Here is a 17,204-nt window from a genome sequence, read left to right as displayed (position 1 = left end):
TATCTCCCTTTTTAAAGTTGTTCTACTATGACTAGTGTATTATTAGTGTAGCATTAATATAATTTACTGTAAATAATTTAATTAACATTAATTAAAAAAGATTTTATTTTCTGAAAATTAACGCTATAATTAGTATTTGTTTAAAAATGGAAGATATTTAGCTTTAATCTTATTAAATCGACATTTTTCGACCTTGCGTTTTAGAGTAAAGAAGTCTATAATGTACTTACAAGGTTCTGAGGAAGTCCTAAGATTAAATGTTTACAAGTAGTGTTTTGAAATTCTTATTTAAGTAACTTTATTTAAGATTTAGTAGAAGTTCAAAGGAACATTAAAATTGATCAAGTGTTAATTAAGTTTAATAATGATCAATTCCAAAGAAGTTACTATTAATGGTAAGCAAAAAGAAATTGTTAAGGGATCGCTTTCTTTAATGATAACTTTAAGTAAATCAAAGATAGTAATGGAGGACTAAATCTAAAATAAAACGAAAAAATAAGAAAAGTAAAAAAACAAACTGTAAACAGGAGATCGAGAAAGATTCGTCAGAACCTTGACTTTTTTATATCAAATTTTAATAAATTCACAATTTATCGCATATATATATATGCGATTTTTTTATGTTAATTTACTCTTCTACTTGAATTAAATTTCCTTTAAGTTCAGCTGCTGTTTTGGGATCACAGGTTGTATATATTATTTGATATTTTTTTTGATATTCATTAATAATCTTTATGGCATTTTTCCTGCGTTTTGGATCTAAATTAACAAGACAGTCATCTAAAATTATAAAACCACCATAGTTAGCAAATAAATTATCAAAAATCGCAAATCTAAAAGCTAAGGCTGCTGCATCATAGGTTCCATATGATAAGAGATCTAGATTGCCAGGGAGTTCTCTCCTCTGCTTGGACTGCAGCTTTATTGAAAAATCTTTTTCTATTAGAGCCTGACTGTATTTTCCAGCTGTCAGCTGCTCTAAATTGCTGTTAAAACTTTTGACTAAAGGCTCAAATGAATTTTCATCCATCTCTTTTAGTTTCTTTTCAAAAATTTCTTTAATTTTAAGTAAACTATCTGCTTTATTTTTTAACTTTATAAAATTTTCTTCCAACTCTTTTAATTCATTTTCCATTTCTCTGCTGCTGGTCTCAGGTAAGCTGTTTTCCAAACCTTTATGTTCTTCTAACTTTTCTCTTAAACTTTGATTTATCTTTTCTCTTCTTTCTCTTTTATCTTTCAAATCATCTATAAACTCATCAGCATTCTGATAGGCTTCTGGTAAAGAGGAAAGATTTTCGAGTTCTTTTTCAAGTTTTATTTTTTTTTCTTTTTTCTTTGTTAAATCTAATTTAAGTTCGTCCAAACTCTGGTATTCTTCTTTCCATTCTTCAATTTTATTTTTCTTAATTTTAATTTCAGTGTTCAATTCTGTAGTCTCATTTTTTAATGATTCAAGCTCTTTATTTATTTTTTCTAAGTCTCGGGCAGCTTCTATATTATTTAAGTTTTGCAATTTCTCTTCTAAATCTTCCAATTTATCTGCTGCTAATAATTCTTCAACTCTATCTTCTTTTTCTTCAATTTTTCTTTTTAAAGTATTTAATTCTGCCAGTTCTGTTCTGGCCTCAGCTAAACCTTCAATTTTTAGTTTATCTTTAAGCTGTGATAATTTATTTTTATTAGCTTCATATTCTTGTTTTAATTTAGAAAAATCTATTTCAGCAGACTCAATTTCAATGTCAAACTGATCAGTTTTAATTCGCAAATAACCATCTGCTTCTATAATTTCTCCTTCAACAATATTTTTTTCACCATCTACACCGGTAATTATTTTGATATTATCTGAGGCTGAAAAATTAATTTTAGCTTTCAATCTGGAAGCTTTAATAGCTGCTCTGCTTTCAGCAATTTTATTCTTATATTTTTCTAAATTATTAACTATCTCATCATTAATAACTGCCTCAGAAATTGTCTTTTTCATTGTTTTAATTTCAGCATTGAGTTCTTTAATTTTAGCAGTTCTTTTTTCTAACTCTTGTTTTGTTGCTAATTTTTCTGCTCTATTCTTTTCAGCTTCTAATTCTTTCATTTTTTCTGTTTTAGCAGCTGATTTTTTCTCGATTTCTGCAAGTTCTTTATTAAATTCAGGCCATTTTTTTGCGTCTCTAGCCAGTTTTTGAATTTTTTCATTTAAATTATTTAATTCTAATTCAACTGCTGCCCGCTGATTAATTTCAGCTTCTAGTGCAGAAAGCTCTTCAATTTTTTCAATTAATTCTCTTTCTTCAGCTTTTAGATCTTTTATTTCGCATCCTAATTTTTCAAATTTTTTTTCATTAATCTTACTTTCTTTTAGTCTTTGTCTTAACTTTTCTTTAGCTATATAACTATTATAAATTTCTCCGGTTCCAACCTGATAGGGATTATTTACTCCTCGAGCACTATTTTCAATTGAATCAGATGCTAAATCCCATTTTTTTGTCAGCTGCTCAAGCTCAGATTCTAAACGGCTGCGAAACTTATCAATAGAAACACCATCTAATTCCATTACAGCCTTTCTTAAAAAAGAATTAATGGTATCAATTAATTCAGGGTTCTCCGCAGAATTAATTCTCTCTAAGGTAGATTTAATATTCTGCTGGCTGCTGAAAACAATATTGTTATAGGTGCTTTTAGCATAAGGTAAAATGTCTTTTTTATAATCAGCAATTTTTGCAGGAGCTTCTATTCTCCTACCGTCAGCCAACTCAAGATAGCCAGCATAATTACTATTGCTCCATTTTTTATAAAATTTATATTCTGAATTATCTGCTTCAATTTTTAATTGAGCCTCTGCAAAATCTCCATCTGGATAGGGCAGGAATTTTTCGTCAAAATCTTTTCCCTCTTTTGTATTTAACTTCAGCTGGGGCTGAATAAATAAAGAAGCATAAATTGCATTTATAATAGTGCTTTTACCTGCTTCATTATCTCCTAATAAAATATTTAAGCCATCTTTAAACTGATAGCTTCTATTATTTATACCGGCAAATATTTCGAGATCAAAACTTTTTATTTTCACTCCTGAACCTCCTTCAGCATTTTATAGGCTAAATGCAGAGCCTGATTATCGTCTTCTAATTCAGTTAAAAGTTGATAAGGAAATGAGTTCTCAGAAAATTCTTCTCTCATAATTTCTCGATCTATTTTCATTTCTAAATTACTTTGATCGATTTTAGTGTAAAAACAGCTGTCCCTTAGTTTTCTGAGGATTTGATCTTTCCTTTCAAATTCTTCTCGAGCCAGTTCTCCTTTGAGCTGCAGCCGCAAAATCTTAGTTTCTGGCTGTTCATTAAGAATCTGCTCAACTAAGTTTTCCAGTTCAGCCTGATTATTGACTTCTTTTTCTAAATCTGAAAAATGATAATTTCCTGTTAAAATTCTTTCTGCTTTAATTTCCTTTGTTTGATTTAATTCAATATACCAGGCATAACCTGGGTGGCTGCAGTCCATTCCATCTGGCTCCGGAGTTCCATTATTAAATATTTTATGATTGATAACTTTGTCCTGATTGGGATAGGAAAGATGAGAATGTCCCAATAGCCAGAGATCCATTTCAATGTCTAATAATTCTTCTCGACTCATTTTAAAATAATTGTCGTTTAAATCAGGTGAAAAACCTGCCAGGGCTCCGTGGGCTAGAGCTATTTGATAATCCGCCTTAACTCTGCTTTCTAAATTCTTAATCCAGCCCAAGTTATTCTCAGCAGAAAGTTTTGTTTCACAGGGAGCGGGATAAACAGCAGCTGGAATTTGAAAATCATGAAGCTCATATATCTTTTTCTCATCCAAAATAAGTATCCTCCCTGTCAGTTTTTCTCTAAATTTATCCCAAAGTTTAGTTATTCCATCACTATAATCATGATTACCGGGAAGTACCAGAACCACATCTCCTGCAAAGCTATCTAAAATATCGATAGTTCTTTTGAGATCAGCACTGCTGATATTTGTTTTATCAAAAAGATCTCCGGCTACTGCCAGCAGATTTGTATTCCTTTTGTTTGCTTCTTTTATTACATTCTCTAAAGCCTGATATCTTGCATTTTCAAGCTGCTTACTAATTTGAGGATATTGATTAAATTTCATTCCCAGATGAATATCACCAGTATGCATTATCTTTAAAACCATTTTTTACACCTCTTAGCCCAATAATAATTTTGAGATTTCGTTGTATTTATTCTTCAACCTGCATCATTGTAATAAAATAGCTAAGTAATAAAATACCTAATAAAAGTTTAATTACTTAGTCATCTGTTTTAAATCCATTGTGATAATGAGTACAGTCACAAAACGGTTTGTTTTCCGATTTTCCACATCTGCAGAGAGCTACAGAATTTCTAGTTTCATAAATTTCACCATCAGCAGCTTCAATTTCAATATTCCCTTTAACTATAATTGCTGAACTGCAGTCCTTTTCTGGATCCTGAAGAACTTCAACAGCAGGTTCAAAATCTTTTTCCAGAATTTCTCCACTTTTAGAGACAGCAGTTAATCTGCCGGCAAGACATTCTTCAGCAGATTTTTTTGCTAGTTCTTTTTTTTCTTTTTTATCTGATTCTTCGATTAAATTCCAGGTTGTACCTTTTTCGGTGTGACAAAAACGCAGGTAAGCACAGCGGTGATCATCCATTAAATCTATTTCTTTTCCTTTCAGCAGTTCAGCTCTAGCCTCATAGCTGTCTCTAGCTGCTGTCTCTGTGCCGTCAAAATCTATTTCCTGATGGTAACCATCACAAAAAGGTGGGGTTTTTGTCTGACCACAGCGGCAGAGAGAATAATTTTCTGATTGAGGAAGTTCCCTTCCTTCTCGGTACTCATAGTGAGCACCAACTGGAGTAATTATTTTCTCCTTTAAAGGAATCGCTCCAAAAACACAATAAGCTCCATCTTTTATTATTTTAATTCTAGCTTTATTTTTATTCAAAATTTTAAACACCTCTTACTAATTATTCTTCGAATTTTTAAATGCTTTCCAGGCAACAAATCCACCCTTGAGACTCTTTGCTTTTTCATAACCATTTTCATTTAAAATTCTTGCAATTTTAATACTTGAGATACCGCTAACACAGCAAACTGCTATTTCTCTATTCTTGTTAACTTCTTTAATTTTTGGATTATTAATATCAAATTCTCTGAAAGGAATATTAATTGCTCCCGGTATATGTTCCTCATCATATTTATTTTTTTCTCTAATATCAATTACAGGAATCTTTTTTCCATTAAGTTCTTCAACTGTAATTTTTTTGACTCCAATTCCTAAAAGATTTTTAAAAAAATCTAATAACATTAAATCTCCTCCTGTTACCTCTATTTAAATTTAATTTCTTGCTCAAATTTATCACATTCTAGATTACTGCAGTGGGCTGTTTTAACTTTATAAACAGCATTTTTTTGCAAATATTCAAGCTCATAGTCCATAATCTGACCACAGCTATCACATCTTAATTTTTTTCTGATCTGATTTAAATATTCAATCTGAGAACCCAAACTTTTTAGATATTCAGCTAAAGATTTAAATTGACTTTCTTCAAATAAATTTAAGTTTTCAAAGTCTATTGCAATTGAATAATTATCAAAAACTTCAATCAAAGAATAATTATTCATTTCTAATTCAGCCTGAAGTGATAAATCGCTTCTTGCAGAATCACCGTGGGGAATAACAGGATTTAGATTAATAGCATTGTCTTTCTCTAAAGCATATTTTGTCAGCTCATCTATTAATTCATAGTGAAATTTTTCAAACAAATTATTAAGACTTTCTTCTTCTTCATCTGCTGCTTCCGTTATAAAATCAAAAAGTACTGTGTTTAGAATCTTCTGATTCCTGGTCTGCAGATAGATTGCATAGTTTTTAAAATTAATCTTTCCTTTATTTATTAGCTTAGTAATTTTATCTCTAATTTCAGCAGGAATATCAAACCAAAAATCGGCTGTTTTTTGATCAATTGTTTTTATTTTGTTGTCTGCAAACTGCAGCAGCATCTTATAATAATCATTTTTTGGATAAGCAGGTATGGCCTCTAAATCCCAATATTTTAATATTAATTCTGCAGTTAAATCCTGATCTATATTATTATTTTCCCAGAAAGCAGCCGCAGTAAAAATATCATCTTTTAACATTTTAATAATTTCTAAATCAATCTCTCTATCATCTGCTTTAAAAAGTATTAAGGAATCAATAAAATCTTTGAGACTTGATAAATCATAAGCATAATCAAAATTTGAAATATACATCTTTTTACTGCTTAATTTCCATTTTTGATCTCCATCTAAAAACTCAACCTTAATTTCTTGGCCAGTCTGTGAATTTATAAGGTGCTGGATACTAGGATCAGTATCCTGCAGCTGATAGTCAACAGCTAAATTATATTCTGCAGGATTAATTTTATTTTTTATTATTAGTACATTTTTTACCTCTTTAGACCTTTTTAAAGTACAGAGCATTGCTTTATTCATATAATCCCCCTATTACTTAGTTTAAAATAAATATATCTTTTAGTTTAAAAAATTTTATTAGTAAATTTTTAAGCTCTATATCTTAATGTAAATTACCTTCTCTGTGGACTGCATCATAGGCAAATAGAGCATAACCAATTTCAGCAGTAGGAGTTAGGAGTGCCAATCCCCTTTAGACTTGTATATAAAGCCAAACAGCAGAAATCATCATAGAGTTGATAGGCGGCTTCTGTTACTTTTTCAACTCTACTAGCCAGATTCTTTTTGACATGATAAGAACTCCTGGTAGAATTTAAATGTGCAGCCTGAAACCAGAAGTAATGAAATCAGAGAATTTGCAGATACGCACGGAATACAATTGGTTGAAGACTTCATTTATGCCCGCTTATAGGTTAGAACTACTGGCTCCACCATCAACTACAATCGAATCCCCGTTAATATGAGCTGATTTGGGTGATGACAAAAAGGCAATTAGATCACCCAGATTTTCGGGATCACCTATTTTATTTAAAGGCACACTTTTACTTTTAGCACTCAATCCTTCTTGGTAGTTATCATATAAACCATTTTCAACTTCAGAATTAATCAGTTCTTTAATTCTGCTTGTTTCATGTGATCCCGGCAGCACAGCATTTACTCTAATTTCAGGAGCCAGTTCTTTGGCCAGGGTTTTCATTAAACCAATAACAGTCATCCGGACAGAATTAGAAAGAACTAAATTATTGATAGCCTCTTTAACACTAATGGAGGTTATATTTATAATTGTTCCTCCACCGTCAGCTTTTAAATATTCTAATGATTCTTTAACTAACCTGACTACACTCATCACAAGTAAGTCATAGGAATTATACCAATCAGCTTCAGTAGTTTCTACAAAACTTTTGGCAGGTGGACCTCCGGCAGAAGTTACTAAATGATCAATTCTACCAAAATTATCAACTGCTGTTTTTACCAGCTTTTCTATATCTTCTTTTTTGGTAATATCTCCCTGGCAGGCAATTACCTCACCACCATTTAAGGCCTTTAATTCTGCCAAAGTCTGGTCAAGTTTTTGCTGATCTCTCCCATTAATTACAACATTAACCCCTTCTCTGACTAAAGCAGCAGCGGAAGCTTTCCCTAAACCACTGCTGGAAGCAGTTATTATCGCCGAATTACCTCTGATTTTAAGATTCATAAGCTCACCCTTTCTTTTTAATTTAAGATTCCTTTTTTGATCATTCCATAATTTTCAAATCTGACTTATTATTACTTTAAAGTGGAGATTTAAAAGTACAGGACAGTCCCACTGAACACTTACCACAGACATCTGATAGACCTAAATCAAAAGGTATTTTTGAATTAAGTTTTCAATTTCTTTGTTATTCAAAATAGTTTTACCTCCATTTCATCTTCTTCACTATATTAATTATAGCATATGATAAGCAGGATGAAAAAAAGTCGAGAGAAAATTCTCGACTTTTTAGCTAAATTAATTTTTAATTATTTAAATAATCCAATGATTTTCAACAGATCCTGATTCAACATATTCAAAACTACCTGTAGAGTCAAATTAAGACAATTTTATAATTGAATTAAATACTGCAGTCTATTTTCACTCAGAAAATCTTTCAACTTCAAAATATAAGCTCTTATCTTCATCAGCCTTAATAAAGTGGCTGTCTATATCCTGACCCCAGCTATTTTTTTCTACAGTTTCCCAGCTGCCTAAAGTAAATTTGAAGTTTAAAATTTCATCTCTTTTTAAGGTTAAAGCAGCTTTATAATATGATTTATCTAAGTGCTCCATCTCAAATTCCTGAGCATCATTTACTGCAAGATAAACAGTTCCAGCTTCTTTTTTAGCTGTCTTTTTTAGCTGAAGATAGATATCAATATTAACTTTGCTGCTTAGTTCTTTAACTATCTTAATCTTCTTCTGAGCTTGCTGACCAAAAACATTAAACTCAATTACTGCAGAACCTATTTTTTTTGGCTTTAAAACACCATTTTCATTTACTTTTAATAATTTAGGTCTTAGGGATCTAAATTCCCCTTCCAGGGCTGTCATTTTAAAGGAACTAGCAAAAGTTAGAACCGGATTTATTCTAATTTTAGGTCCCTTGAGACTGGTAAGATCTCTCCCAATTAACTCTATCTTCTCAATTTCTCCAACTTCTCCAAAAAAGTATAAGAGAGGGGAGTGCACACGAGCTGCCCAGGCTGATTCACTGTGGTGAGCGTCAGCTGCCTGATAATAGACAAGATCCATTGGCTCACAGCTTTGAATTTTTTTCAGCTCAGCAATAACACTTTCTGAAAATGACATGAATTTCCCTTCAGCATCACCGGTATCAAGCCAAATTTGAGATTCCAAGCCGTCATAATTATATGATCTTAATTTTTCTGCGGCATCACTTTTTCCCCACCAGAGTGAAGGAGACATAACTCCAAGTTTACCAAATAAATCTGGCCTTCTTAAACCCATATTAAATGTAACTAAGCCTCCCATTGAAGAACCCATTAGAGCTGTATCAGCAGGCCCTTTTTTTACCCGATACTTCTTTTCTATAAAGGGCATCAGCTCTTTGATAAAAAAGTTTTCATATTCTAAACCACGAGCCTTAATTTTTTCTCCCTGAAAAACTCCATCCTGATGTGCATATTCACTTAATCTCTCTGAACCCATATTATCAACAGCAACTATTATTATTTCTTCGATCATCTCTTCTCTGATCAAATATTCTGCTGTCTGATGCAGCTGCCAGGACTCCCCGGAATATGATTCTTCAGCCGTAAAAATATTCTGGCCGTCGTGGACATACAAAACTGGATAAAATTTATTATTTTGAGCAGAATAAGAGGGGGGCAGATAAACCCGGATATTTCTTTTGTTGTGCAAAATTTTTGATTTAAAGTTTTTAATAATTTCTATCTCTATATTATTTTTCAAGATCAATGAACTCCTAATTAGTAAATTTTATTTGAGTAAACTGAGATTTTATCTTAATTTAAAAACACAACTACTATAATGAAGGGAAAAACTATCTTTTAACTAATTATAAAATATTTTTTTCCTTTAATAATTCTAAAAAATAAGGCATCTGTTTTCTCCACCAGGGCCAGTCGTGATCAGCATCATAACCCCAGTAATCAAACCAGGAAGGTATACCTTTTTCAGCAAGTATTGTATCTAAAAGTCTGGTATCCCTTAAAGTATCCTCTTCCCATCTTCCCTGACCAGCACAGATAATCAAGTCATTCTTTCGGTAATGATTTAAATACCATTCATCCTGCAGTTCTTTTAAATAATCTACCGGTGAATTAAGATAAACTTCCTGGTCCATATAACCTCCGGTAAAAAATCTAGCATCATAAATTCCACTTAAGGCAATACAGGTATCAATAGCATCAGGATGGTGAAAATAAAAGTTAACAGCATGGTAAGCTCCCATACTGCAGCCAGAACTAATTATTCCTCCCTGCCAGTTAGAATGATATTTAATCAAAGGCAGCATCTCATCAATAATATATCTATCATAATTGTTATGGATTACCGCTTTATCATGTGGATGCAGATCATGATTCAGCCAGGATTCATTGTCGATACTGCTGACTGTATAGACAGTAATTTCTCCATTTTCAATATAGGTCCAAATAGCATCGATCATATCAAAGTCTTCATATTCATGAAAACTGCCGCCAGATGATGGAAAAACAAGCATCGGCTTACCGGCATATCCATAAATTTTAAAGGGCATATTTTGATTTAAATTTGAACTGTAAAAATTTCTATATTCTATTTTCATCTAATTTATACTCCCTTCGAAGCATGTTCTATCGCATATTGAACTATTTCTTTACCTTTATCCAGATCTTTGGTTCTCAAAATAATTCCATAATCTCCAATTGCCGGTGCTAAAATGGGAGATATTTCTTCGTGCCTAATTATATAATCTCCATAATTATTAAGCAGTTCGCTTAGTGAATGTTTGTAATTAATAAAGTTTTTGCGTCCGATATAGAAGCAGTTATATTTTCTGCTGATATCTGATTCAAAGCTGTTAAAACGAACTACTCTACCATATTCTTGATAAACATCAATATCATTTGCATAGTTGAACATATCAAGAGTTAAACCACCAGGAGGCCGCACATTAACCTCTAAGGCAACTATTTTCCCATCGTCCATTTTAAAATATTCAAAGTGAAAAAATCTTTCTTTTAAGTCAAAGGCATCTACTGTTTTCAAACCGGACTCTACTATGTCCTCTGGTAGTTGACGGGGAATATAATAAAACATATCCAGGCCTTCATTTACAGTCTCCATAATCCCATCGTTAAAAATCATTGAAGAAGAAAAAACAATATTACCGTCCTGATCAGTTAAACCATCAAAGGTATAAATTTTACCCTGAATATATTCTTCCATTATATAATCAAGGTCCAACTTATTTTCGTAAAAATCTACTAATTCCTGATGGTTATTTAGCTTATGTGTATCAGCAGCTCCAACCCCATTATCAGGCTTGACAACAACTGGATAGCCAACTTCTCCGATAAATTCCTCTGCTTCTGCCAGCTGATCGATTACTTTACCGCGGGCTGTATTGAGACCTGCGCGATTGAAAACTTCTTTCATTTTTGACTTATATTTCATTGTCTCAATATCTTCCGGTTTTAGGCCCTGAACATTAAAGTCTTTTCTTAATCTGGCATCTGTCTCCAGCCAGTACTCATTATTTGATTCAATGCGGTCAATTTTCCCGTGTTTAAAAGTAAAATAGCCGCAGGCTTTAAGCATCTGAGAATAATCTTCCATATTATCTACTCGATAATATTCTGTCAGTGAATCCTTAAGCTCGCTTCTTAATTCCTCGTATGGTAAATCGCCAATTGCCAGAACATTAATACCTGCTTCTTTTAAACCTACACAAAAATTATAAAAATTATTCGGGAAATAAGGTGATAAAAATACAAAATTCATGAAATCCTCCCTTTCTCTACTTCTCGCTAATTTTCTACTATAAAAAATAAAAGTATAATTTTTAAATTGATATAATTTTATCACTTACAGCTAAATTTGTAAAATTATATAGTGAAAACTATGATCAGAATGGATTATCTTCCTTGTGCTTTTTTCCCTTTATTAATGCCTCTTTTCAATCTTTTGGTCAGCTATTTTGAATACAGAAAAAATTGAGGATGCTCTATCAGCATCCTCTTAGAATTTATATTTTTATTTTGGAATTATTATTTATTTAAGCATTCATAGCTGACAAATCAGTATTCAACTGTGCAAATACATAAATTGGAGCACAACCTGGATATTCAGTTACAGTTTCTGCAACTTCCATTGCTTTTTCTACTTCTGCGCTTGATTCAAATTTCTTCCAGCAGTCACCAACAACAAATAAGTGTTTGCCAGCCGCATCATTAAAATCCAGAGAAGGAACTCCACCAGCAATTACCATAACTTCACCATTTTCTTCTATAAATTTATCAGTATCCACACTCTGTTTGAAGCTGTCTAATGATCCCCGAATATACTTATAACAGCCGGGACAGGTCTGCTGAATCAAGACATCTATTCCTGGGATGAGCCCAACTGGATTACTGGCCGGACGCTTAAAGAAAGTTCTTACACTATCTGGATCAACACCAACAGCCTCTATTTTATCTAAATTCATTTCTCCCTGGCCTTCAGAAAAGGCAATTTGAGTTGAAGGTACTTCATGAGGCTCATAACCCATAATGTAGGAAGTAAGTGCATCTACTGCAACAGTATCTTCGCCTGCAATTAAGAGGTTCATTTCTAAAGGTGTACCTTCATGAGGTCCCTGACCTTCCATAGCAATAATTCCATCAATAATTGTTAAATCTGCTTTTCTAATCCTTAAAAGATCCGCTATTTTTTGGTCAAGATCTATTCTATGAGTATCCTGCTGCTGTCCAGATGGATGCACATTTGGAATAATACCCTGCCAGTTTTTTAAGCCTAAAGTAACAGTTCCACCTAAATGAGTTTTCATCTTAGGCAGATTAATAACCACGTCTGCATCTAGAATTGGTCTAAAAACTGAAGCCTTTTTAAAAACTTTTGCCATTGGAATATCAACTTCTACCGAAGCTTCTTCGTCAAAGTACAATACTCTATCAGCTCCACCTCTATATGCTGCCTGTTCCATTTCAGCCGCTTTAAAGGCCGGTTTTGCTCTTCCAACATGTTTACCTAAGGAAGGATTATCTCCCACCCAGACTTCTCCTGCTTGAGATTCTTCTTTTAATAGAGCAACCAGAGCTTCAATTACCCGTGGATCTACTACAGAAAAACTTTCGGGTGGTGCCAAAAAAGCCAAATTTGGCTTAATCAAAACTCTATCACCATTTTTAATCAGCTTATCAATACTGCCCACACTTTTTTCGATTACCTCACGTAATTTTTCTTTGATTGCTGAAATATCTTCTTCATAACGCTTAAATTTACCACCGATAAATTCTTCATTTCCTTTCAAAGAATCAAATTTACTGATCGAAACTTTTGTACTCATTATATAACCCCCCGTGATAATTTAAATTTACCATTAATCCCAACTAAAGCTGCTTTAAAGAAAATACTTTGCCTATTTGTTTAACCCCCTTTTTATTTGAATTTTGAGAAAATTAATATTAAAAACATAAACTATCTCTATTATATATAAAATTAGACATAAAATAGATTATTCCTGCCTAAAAAAATTTATTTATTAATTTAAAATGATTTAAAACCAGCTATTAAAATAGTTAATCCAACTCTTCTAAATCATTTTTGATGGCCAAAACTGTCAAGGTTAACTTTTGTTGATAGCGGAAATTATGAAACTATAAATATTATCCACAACAAACCATCAGGTATAATTTCCTGGTATTATATAATGTTGATAGATAAGAAAAGCCGGCCTAAACCGACTTTTTCGATTATTATTATACTATCTCCTTTAATTCTTTTTCTAACCACTCCAAGAATTCTTCTTTAACAGCTTCACCGTTATTTTGATCAGGCCAGTTATAACTATTAAGTACTGTGTCTGCTCCAGCCAGTATTGCTTCTAGCTTAAACTGCTTTCCGGTTAAAGAATTAGACAGCTTTGGAATTAAATCACTGTACATCGCATCAGAATATAAGGTGGCTTCTTCAATAGTTCCTGAAGCAAGTTTTAAATTTAATTCTACTTCTCCCCATTGAAAACGGTTGTTAAAAGAAACATCAAAATCCGGGGTTTTGCCCAGTCTCCAGTCCCAGGAAGAATATTTTTTATTTAGCTCCTGCAGCTGTTGATTTTCTTCGATTTTAATTTTATTTAAAGGCTGACCCTGATTATATAAATCTGCGAAACTATTTTTAATAGCCTCTTTTACTTCTGCTATCGAAATTTCTGCCTCTGTATCACTTAAGTTCATAACTCTAGATCTGACAGACTTGATTCCCTTAGATTTTATTTTAGCATCTGAGACATTCAGGTAAGAAACCAATTTTTCAAGATCGCTATCTACTAAAACTGTTCCATGAATATAGCCGGCCTTACTGCCGAGATAATATGCATTACCTGATATCTTTTTTCCACCACATATAATATCATTGCGTCCAGAAAACTCAGCAGCTATACCCAAATTCTGCAGAGCTTTCAAAATTATTTTCAGCTTTTCTTTTAGATCATATTCCTTTCTGGGCATTAAAAGGGTATAGTTTAGATTACCTAAGTCATGAAAAACTGCCCCACCTCCAGAAAGACGTCGGGCTAACTTTCCTCCATCAGCTTCTAAGTCACTAACTCTGCATTCCTGCCAGGCATTTTGATTACGTCCAATAACAACTGTGTTATCATTCTGCCAGAGATAAAGTATTATTTCATCTTCTTCTAAATTGTCTAATAGATATTCTTCTACCGCCAGATTATACCAGGGATTATATCCCTCTCCGATTACTAAACTGGCTTTTAAATTCTGTGTCATTAACTAAAACACTCCTTAAATTTACTAATTGATTAATTTTATATTTTTTTGCAAAAGTTATTGATTAATTCCAATACATCATTTAAACGTGCCAGCTGCTTAACCCATTTTTTTGGAATACTATTAAATCCATAATATATACCGGCTAAGCCCCCTGTAATTGCAGCAACAGTATCGGTATCTTCACCTAAATTGACTGCTTTTAAAACAGATTCTTGATAAGAATTGCTGTTTAAAAGAACCCAGAATACTGCCTCCAGGGTATCAACTACATAACCGGTTGACCTTATTTCATTTTCTGCTAAGTCCTTAATGTTTCCAGCGGCAATTCGATTATAACATTTTAGTTCTGAACTAAAATTATCTTTTGCTATAAATTGATTTACATGCTTTACTGTCTGCTCATAAGACTGCTGTAGACCAGCACCCATGATAAGTCTTTGAGCATAATCGAGGTATAGATAGCAGCCCAAAATTGAGCGAGGATGAGAATGAGTGAGTGAGCTAACTTCTTTAGTTTTTTTAAATTTTTCTGCTGAATCTACATCTATTAAATAAAAAGCAAGTGGTAAAATTCTCATCAAAGAACCATTCCCATTGTCTCTTTCTCCCCCTGCTCCAGCAGCTGTTGGTTCTATTCCCTGCCTTAGCTTGGCAATTGAAACCCGGGTTGTATTACCTACATCAAATGTCTCTCCACCTGCCGTCCAATAAGCATCATCAAGCCAGCTGATAAATTTTTCTGCCTGGTCATTCAAATTATACCCTTTTAGAAGCGATTCTAAGAGACAGAGAGTTAAAGAGCTGTCATCAGACCAGGTACCTGGAACTTGGTTATAAGTGCCATAGCCCTGCATATCGCTTACAGGATCTTTTTTTAATTCTTTTCTGCTCTTAAATTCTACCGGTACTCCAAGTGCATCACCAACTAAATGTCCTATAATTCCTGCTTTTAATTTATTTTTCAACATAAGCTTAATATTTCACCTCGCTGCTCGATTCTGTTTTCAAAGTTTTAATTATTTTAAGACTAAATCTGATGGTTAATTTTAGTTTTTTATTATTTCCATTATTTTTTGATGAGCATCTTTTGCTTCTGGAAGCGGCATTAATACAAAAACATGGTTCATTTTAGGATAAACATAAGCATTGTGAGCAGCCCCCTGTTCATTTAACTTCTGATCCAGCTTCATATTATCAGGAAACAGAGCCTCATGGGTACCTGTAAAAATAGATATTTTGCCCAGATTCTTTAAATCATCATAGAGAGGACTTATGATTGGATCATTTAAATCCTTATCATCTGACCAAATTTCTCTAACCACATCGAAACCTTTGGAAGCCAGCATAGGGTCTCTTCTTTCATAATCAAAAATAACCGGATTATCCAGGACCATATCAACTAAAGGTGATAGTAGAATAATGTCTTTACTTGGATTTTTTATTATTTAGACTAAAAACCTGCATATTTTGGTAGTTATCTTCTTCAATCTTAGTTTTAAATTTCATTTCAGGTAGTTTATAATCTTTTTTGTTTTTCTCCGCCTGTAAAGCCACCATCTTTTTTGTTTTTTCTCGGCTGGATAGATTTTCTTTTGTTTTAGATGTATATCTAAGATATTTTTCAAAGAGAAAACTTTTTAAAGAACGCCTTTTCTCATAAATTTTAAAAGTCACAGTAATTGCTCCTTTTTAATTTAAATTAGTTTCAAAATCTAAAAAGAGTTACCAAAACCGATATTAAAAATTGGATCAGAATTTAGATTATCAAAACCAATATCAGCTCTAACAGGTCCTAAAAAAGAATAATATATTATTCCTATTCCAGCAGGATTTCTAATTTTTTGTTCAAATTTTTCTCCTACAGCAAAATCGAGCTGTTTTTCTACAAGGCTGGTATCACTTTTCTGCAGTCCTTTGATCTCAATTTCCGAGATTTAAGCTGCTCCCACAGGAAAAACTGCTGTTAAAATATAGATTGCAAATTTAATATACTTAAGCCAGGCTTCATTGATCGCTTCTGGAACAATTAATTGTAAAATTTTATAAATCGAATCATTAAATAGTTTGCTGACAATGTAACAGACCAATAAGGCAACCAGAAAGGTAACTATTAATAATAGATAAAACATAGATCTACCTCTTTTCTATTTGGGTTTAAGTTAAGTTTAAACTGAGTTTAAGCTTCCAAAAAACATTCAGGAATCTTATTTAATATTCCCTGATATCTGATCATCTCAATACTTTTATTCCACAATTGATTCTGCAGTTCCAATTTAGATGCAGCTGCTGACGGTTTCTTTCTCTGCTTATTGATAAAATAGCCACCGCTTTCTCCTTTAACTTCATCAGATAGTGCCAGATAAACCGGTGTTTCTGCACTTTTTTTAACAGAAGAACCTCCAGCTCCCCAACCTTTACGAAGCAGTTTAGTATTAATTACTCCGGGGTGGAGACAGTTGACTGATATATCCTCTAAAATTTTATCCAATTTAATAGTAAATAAGATCATTGCTAATTTAGAATCAGAATAAGACTGGCTGCCATTAAATTTAATTGGATCCCAGATGTCATCAACATCTAAATTGTGAGCATGAACCATTGAAGAAAAATTTGCTATTCTCGGATCAGCCAACTCTTTTGCTGTTTCTCTCCCTATTCCATCAGTCGAGCCGGTAATTAAAATAGTTTTCATCAGCTAACACCTCACTATTTTTAGTTCTAAAATTCTAGTT

Annotated in this window: 16 protein-coding genes; all 16 read right to left on the bottom strand. The window is 32.6% G+C overall.

Annotation, left to right across the window (positions count from 1 at the left end):
- Positions 1–628: 628 nt before the first annotated feature.
- The 16 genes from C7954_RS04010 to C7954_RS03935 all read right to left on the bottom strand — a co-directional run bounded on the left by C7954_RS04010 (position 629) and on the right by C7954_RS03935 (position 17,164).
- The gene (locus C7954_RS04010) at positions 629–3,064 is read right to left on the bottom strand and encodes an AAA family ATPase (RefSeq protein ID WP_134058798.1); all 2,436 of its coding nucleotides are present in this window, start codon (positions 3,062–3,064) and stop codon (positions 629–631) included.
- Entirely contained in the window at positions 3,061–4,170 is a 1,110-nt protein-coding gene (locus C7954_RS04005; protein ID WP_089719606.1) for a metallophosphoesterase family protein, read from the bottom strand. The genes C7954_RS04010 and C7954_RS04005 overlap by 4 nt, the downstream gene beginning before the upstream one ends.
- A gap of 115 nt (positions 4,171–4,285) precedes the next feature.
- The gene (locus C7954_RS04000; protein ID WP_073160098.1) at positions 4,286–4,966 is read right to left on the bottom strand and encodes a CDGSH iron-sulfur domain-containing protein; all 681 of its coding nucleotides are present in this window, start codon (positions 4,964–4,966) and stop codon (positions 4,286–4,288) included.
- A gap of 18 nt (positions 4,967–4,984) precedes the next feature.
- Positions 4,985–5,329, bottom strand: a complete 345-nt coding sequence (locus tag C7954_RS03995) for a rhodanese-like domain-containing protein (protein WP_073160096.1) — start codon at positions 5,327–5,329, stop codon at positions 4,985–4,987.
- A 20-nt stretch (positions 5,330–5,349) separates the two neighbouring features.
- Complete coding sequence (locus C7954_RS03990) at positions 5,350–6,498, bottom strand: GNAT family protein (protein ID WP_089719604.1); 1,149 nt, start codon at positions 6,496–6,498, stop codon at positions 5,350–5,352.
- Positions 6,499–6,883: 385 nt separating this feature from the next.
- Positions 6,884–7,675 (bottom strand): SDR family oxidoreductase, encoded by a 792-nt coding sequence (locus C7954_RS03980; protein ID WP_089716570.1) that lies wholly within the window; start codon positions 7,673–7,675, stop codon positions 6,884–6,886.
- A 417-nt stretch (positions 7,676–8,092) separates the two neighbouring features.
- The gene (locus C7954_RS03975; protein ID WP_223174498.1) at positions 8,093–9,430 is read right to left on the bottom strand and encodes an alpha/beta hydrolase; all 1,338 of its coding nucleotides are present in this window, start codon (positions 9,428–9,430) and stop codon (positions 8,093–8,095) included.
- Positions 9,431–9,536: 106 nt separating this feature from the next.
- Positions 9,537–10,286: an esterase family protein gene (locus C7954_RS03970; RefSeq protein WP_089719598.1), complete on the bottom strand. Its 750-nt coding sequence runs from the start codon at positions 10,284–10,286 to the stop codon at positions 9,537–9,539.
- A gap of 5 nt (positions 10,287–10,291) precedes the next feature.
- Positions 10,292–11,464, bottom strand: a complete 1,173-nt coding sequence (locus C7954_RS03965) for an ATP-grasp domain-containing protein (RefSeq protein WP_089716568.1) — start codon at positions 11,462–11,464, stop codon at positions 10,292–10,294.
- Positions 11,465–11,738: 274 nt separating this feature from the next.
- Positions 11,739–13,028 (bottom strand): DUF362 domain-containing protein, encoded by a 1,290-nt coding sequence (locus tag C7954_RS03960; protein ID WP_134058795.1) that lies wholly within the window; start codon positions 13,026–13,028, stop codon positions 11,739–11,741.
- A 412-nt stretch (positions 13,029–13,440) separates the two neighbouring features.
- On the bottom strand, positions 13,441–14,469 hold the full coding sequence (locus tag C7954_RS03955) for a lipoate--protein ligase (RefSeq protein WP_089719594.1): 1,029 nt from the start codon (positions 14,467–14,469) through the stop codon (positions 13,441–13,443).
- Positions 14,470–14,507: 38 nt separating this feature from the next.
- Positions 14,508–15,440, bottom strand: coding sequence for an ADP-ribosylglycohydrolase family protein (locus C7954_RS03950; RefSeq protein ID WP_089722868.1), 933 nt, complete (start codon positions 15,438–15,440; stop codon positions 14,508–14,510).
- Positions 15,441–15,518: 78 nt separating this feature from the next.
- Positions 15,519–15,866, bottom strand: coding sequence for an alpha/beta hydrolase (locus C7954_RS13805; RefSeq protein ID WP_208320671.1), 348 nt, complete (start codon positions 15,864–15,866; stop codon positions 15,519–15,521).
- Between the two features lie 31 nt (positions 15,867–15,897).
- On the bottom strand, positions 15,898–16,146 hold the full coding sequence (locus tag C7954_RS13800) for a hypothetical protein (RefSeq protein ID WP_089716563.1): 249 nt from the start codon (positions 16,144–16,146) through the stop codon (positions 15,898–15,900).
- Between the two features lie 260 nt (positions 16,147–16,406).
- Positions 16,407–16,601, bottom strand: coding sequence for a hypothetical protein (locus C7954_RS03940; RefSeq protein WP_089716562.1), 195 nt, complete (start codon positions 16,599–16,601; stop codon positions 16,407–16,409).
- A 47-nt stretch (positions 16,602–16,648) separates the two neighbouring features.
- A complete protein-coding gene (locus C7954_RS03935; RefSeq protein WP_223174499.1) occupies positions 16,649–17,164 on the bottom strand; it encodes a Rossmann-fold NAD(P)-binding domain-containing protein in 516 nt (171 codons plus the stop codon).
- Positions 17,165–17,204: the final 40 nt, after the last annotated feature.

Source organism: Halanaerobium congolense, from assembly GCF_004366375.1.
GTDB lineage: Bacteria > Bacillota > Halanaerobiia > Halanaerobiales > Halanaerobiaceae > Halanaerobium > Halanaerobium congolense.
Note: the sequence above shows the minus strand (reverse complement) of the source record. Positions and strands in the feature narration are given on the sequence as shown.

Bases quoted from the DNA above. Each gene is read 5' to 3' on its own strand.
- C7954_RS04005 (WP_089719606.1), bottom strand. From the start codon at position 4,170: ATGGTTTTAAAGATAATGCATACTGGTGATATTCATCTGGGAATGAAA.
- C7954_RS03995 (WP_073160096.1), bottom strand. From the start codon at position 5,329: ATGTTATTAGATTTTTTTAAAAATCTTTTAGGAATTGGAGTCAAAAAA.
- C7954_RS03990 (WP_089719604.1), bottom strand. From the start codon at position 6,498: ATGAATAAAGCAATGCTCTGTACTTTAAAAAGGTCTAAAGAGGTAAAA.
- C7954_RS03980 (WP_089716570.1), bottom strand. From the start codon at position 7,675: ATGAATCTTAAAATCAGAGGTAATTCGGCGATAATAACTGCTTCCAGC.
- C7954_RS03970 (WP_089719598.1), bottom strand. From the start codon at position 10,286: ATGAAAATAGAATATAGAAATTTTTACAGTTCAAATTTAAATCAAAAT.
- C7954_RS03965 (WP_089716568.1), bottom strand. From the start codon at position 11,464: ATGAATTTTGTATTTTTATCACCTTATTTCCCGAATAATTTTTATAAT.
- C7954_RS03960 (WP_134058795.1), bottom strand. From the start codon at position 13,028: ATGAGTACAAAAGTTTCGATCAGTAAATTTGATTCTTTGAAAGGAAAT.
- C7954_RS03955 (WP_089719594.1), bottom strand. From the start codon at position 14,469: ATGACACAGAATTTAAAAGCCAGTTTAGTAATCGGAGAGGGATATAAT.
- C7954_RS03950 (WP_089722868.1), bottom strand. From the start codon at position 15,440: ATGTTGAAAAATAAATTAAAAGCAGGAATTATAGGACATTTAGTTGGT.
- C7954_RS13805 (WP_208320671.1), bottom strand. From the start codon at position 15,866: ATGGTCCTGGATAATCCGGTTATTTTTGATTATGAAAGAAGAGACCCT.
- C7954_RS03940 (WP_089716562.1), bottom strand. From the start codon at position 16,601: ATGTTTTATCTATTATTAATAGTTACCTTTCTGGTTGCCTTATTGGTC.
- C7954_RS03935 (WP_223174499.1), bottom strand. From the start codon at position 17,164: ATGAAAACTATTTTAATTACCGGCTCGACTGATGGAATAGGGAGAGAA.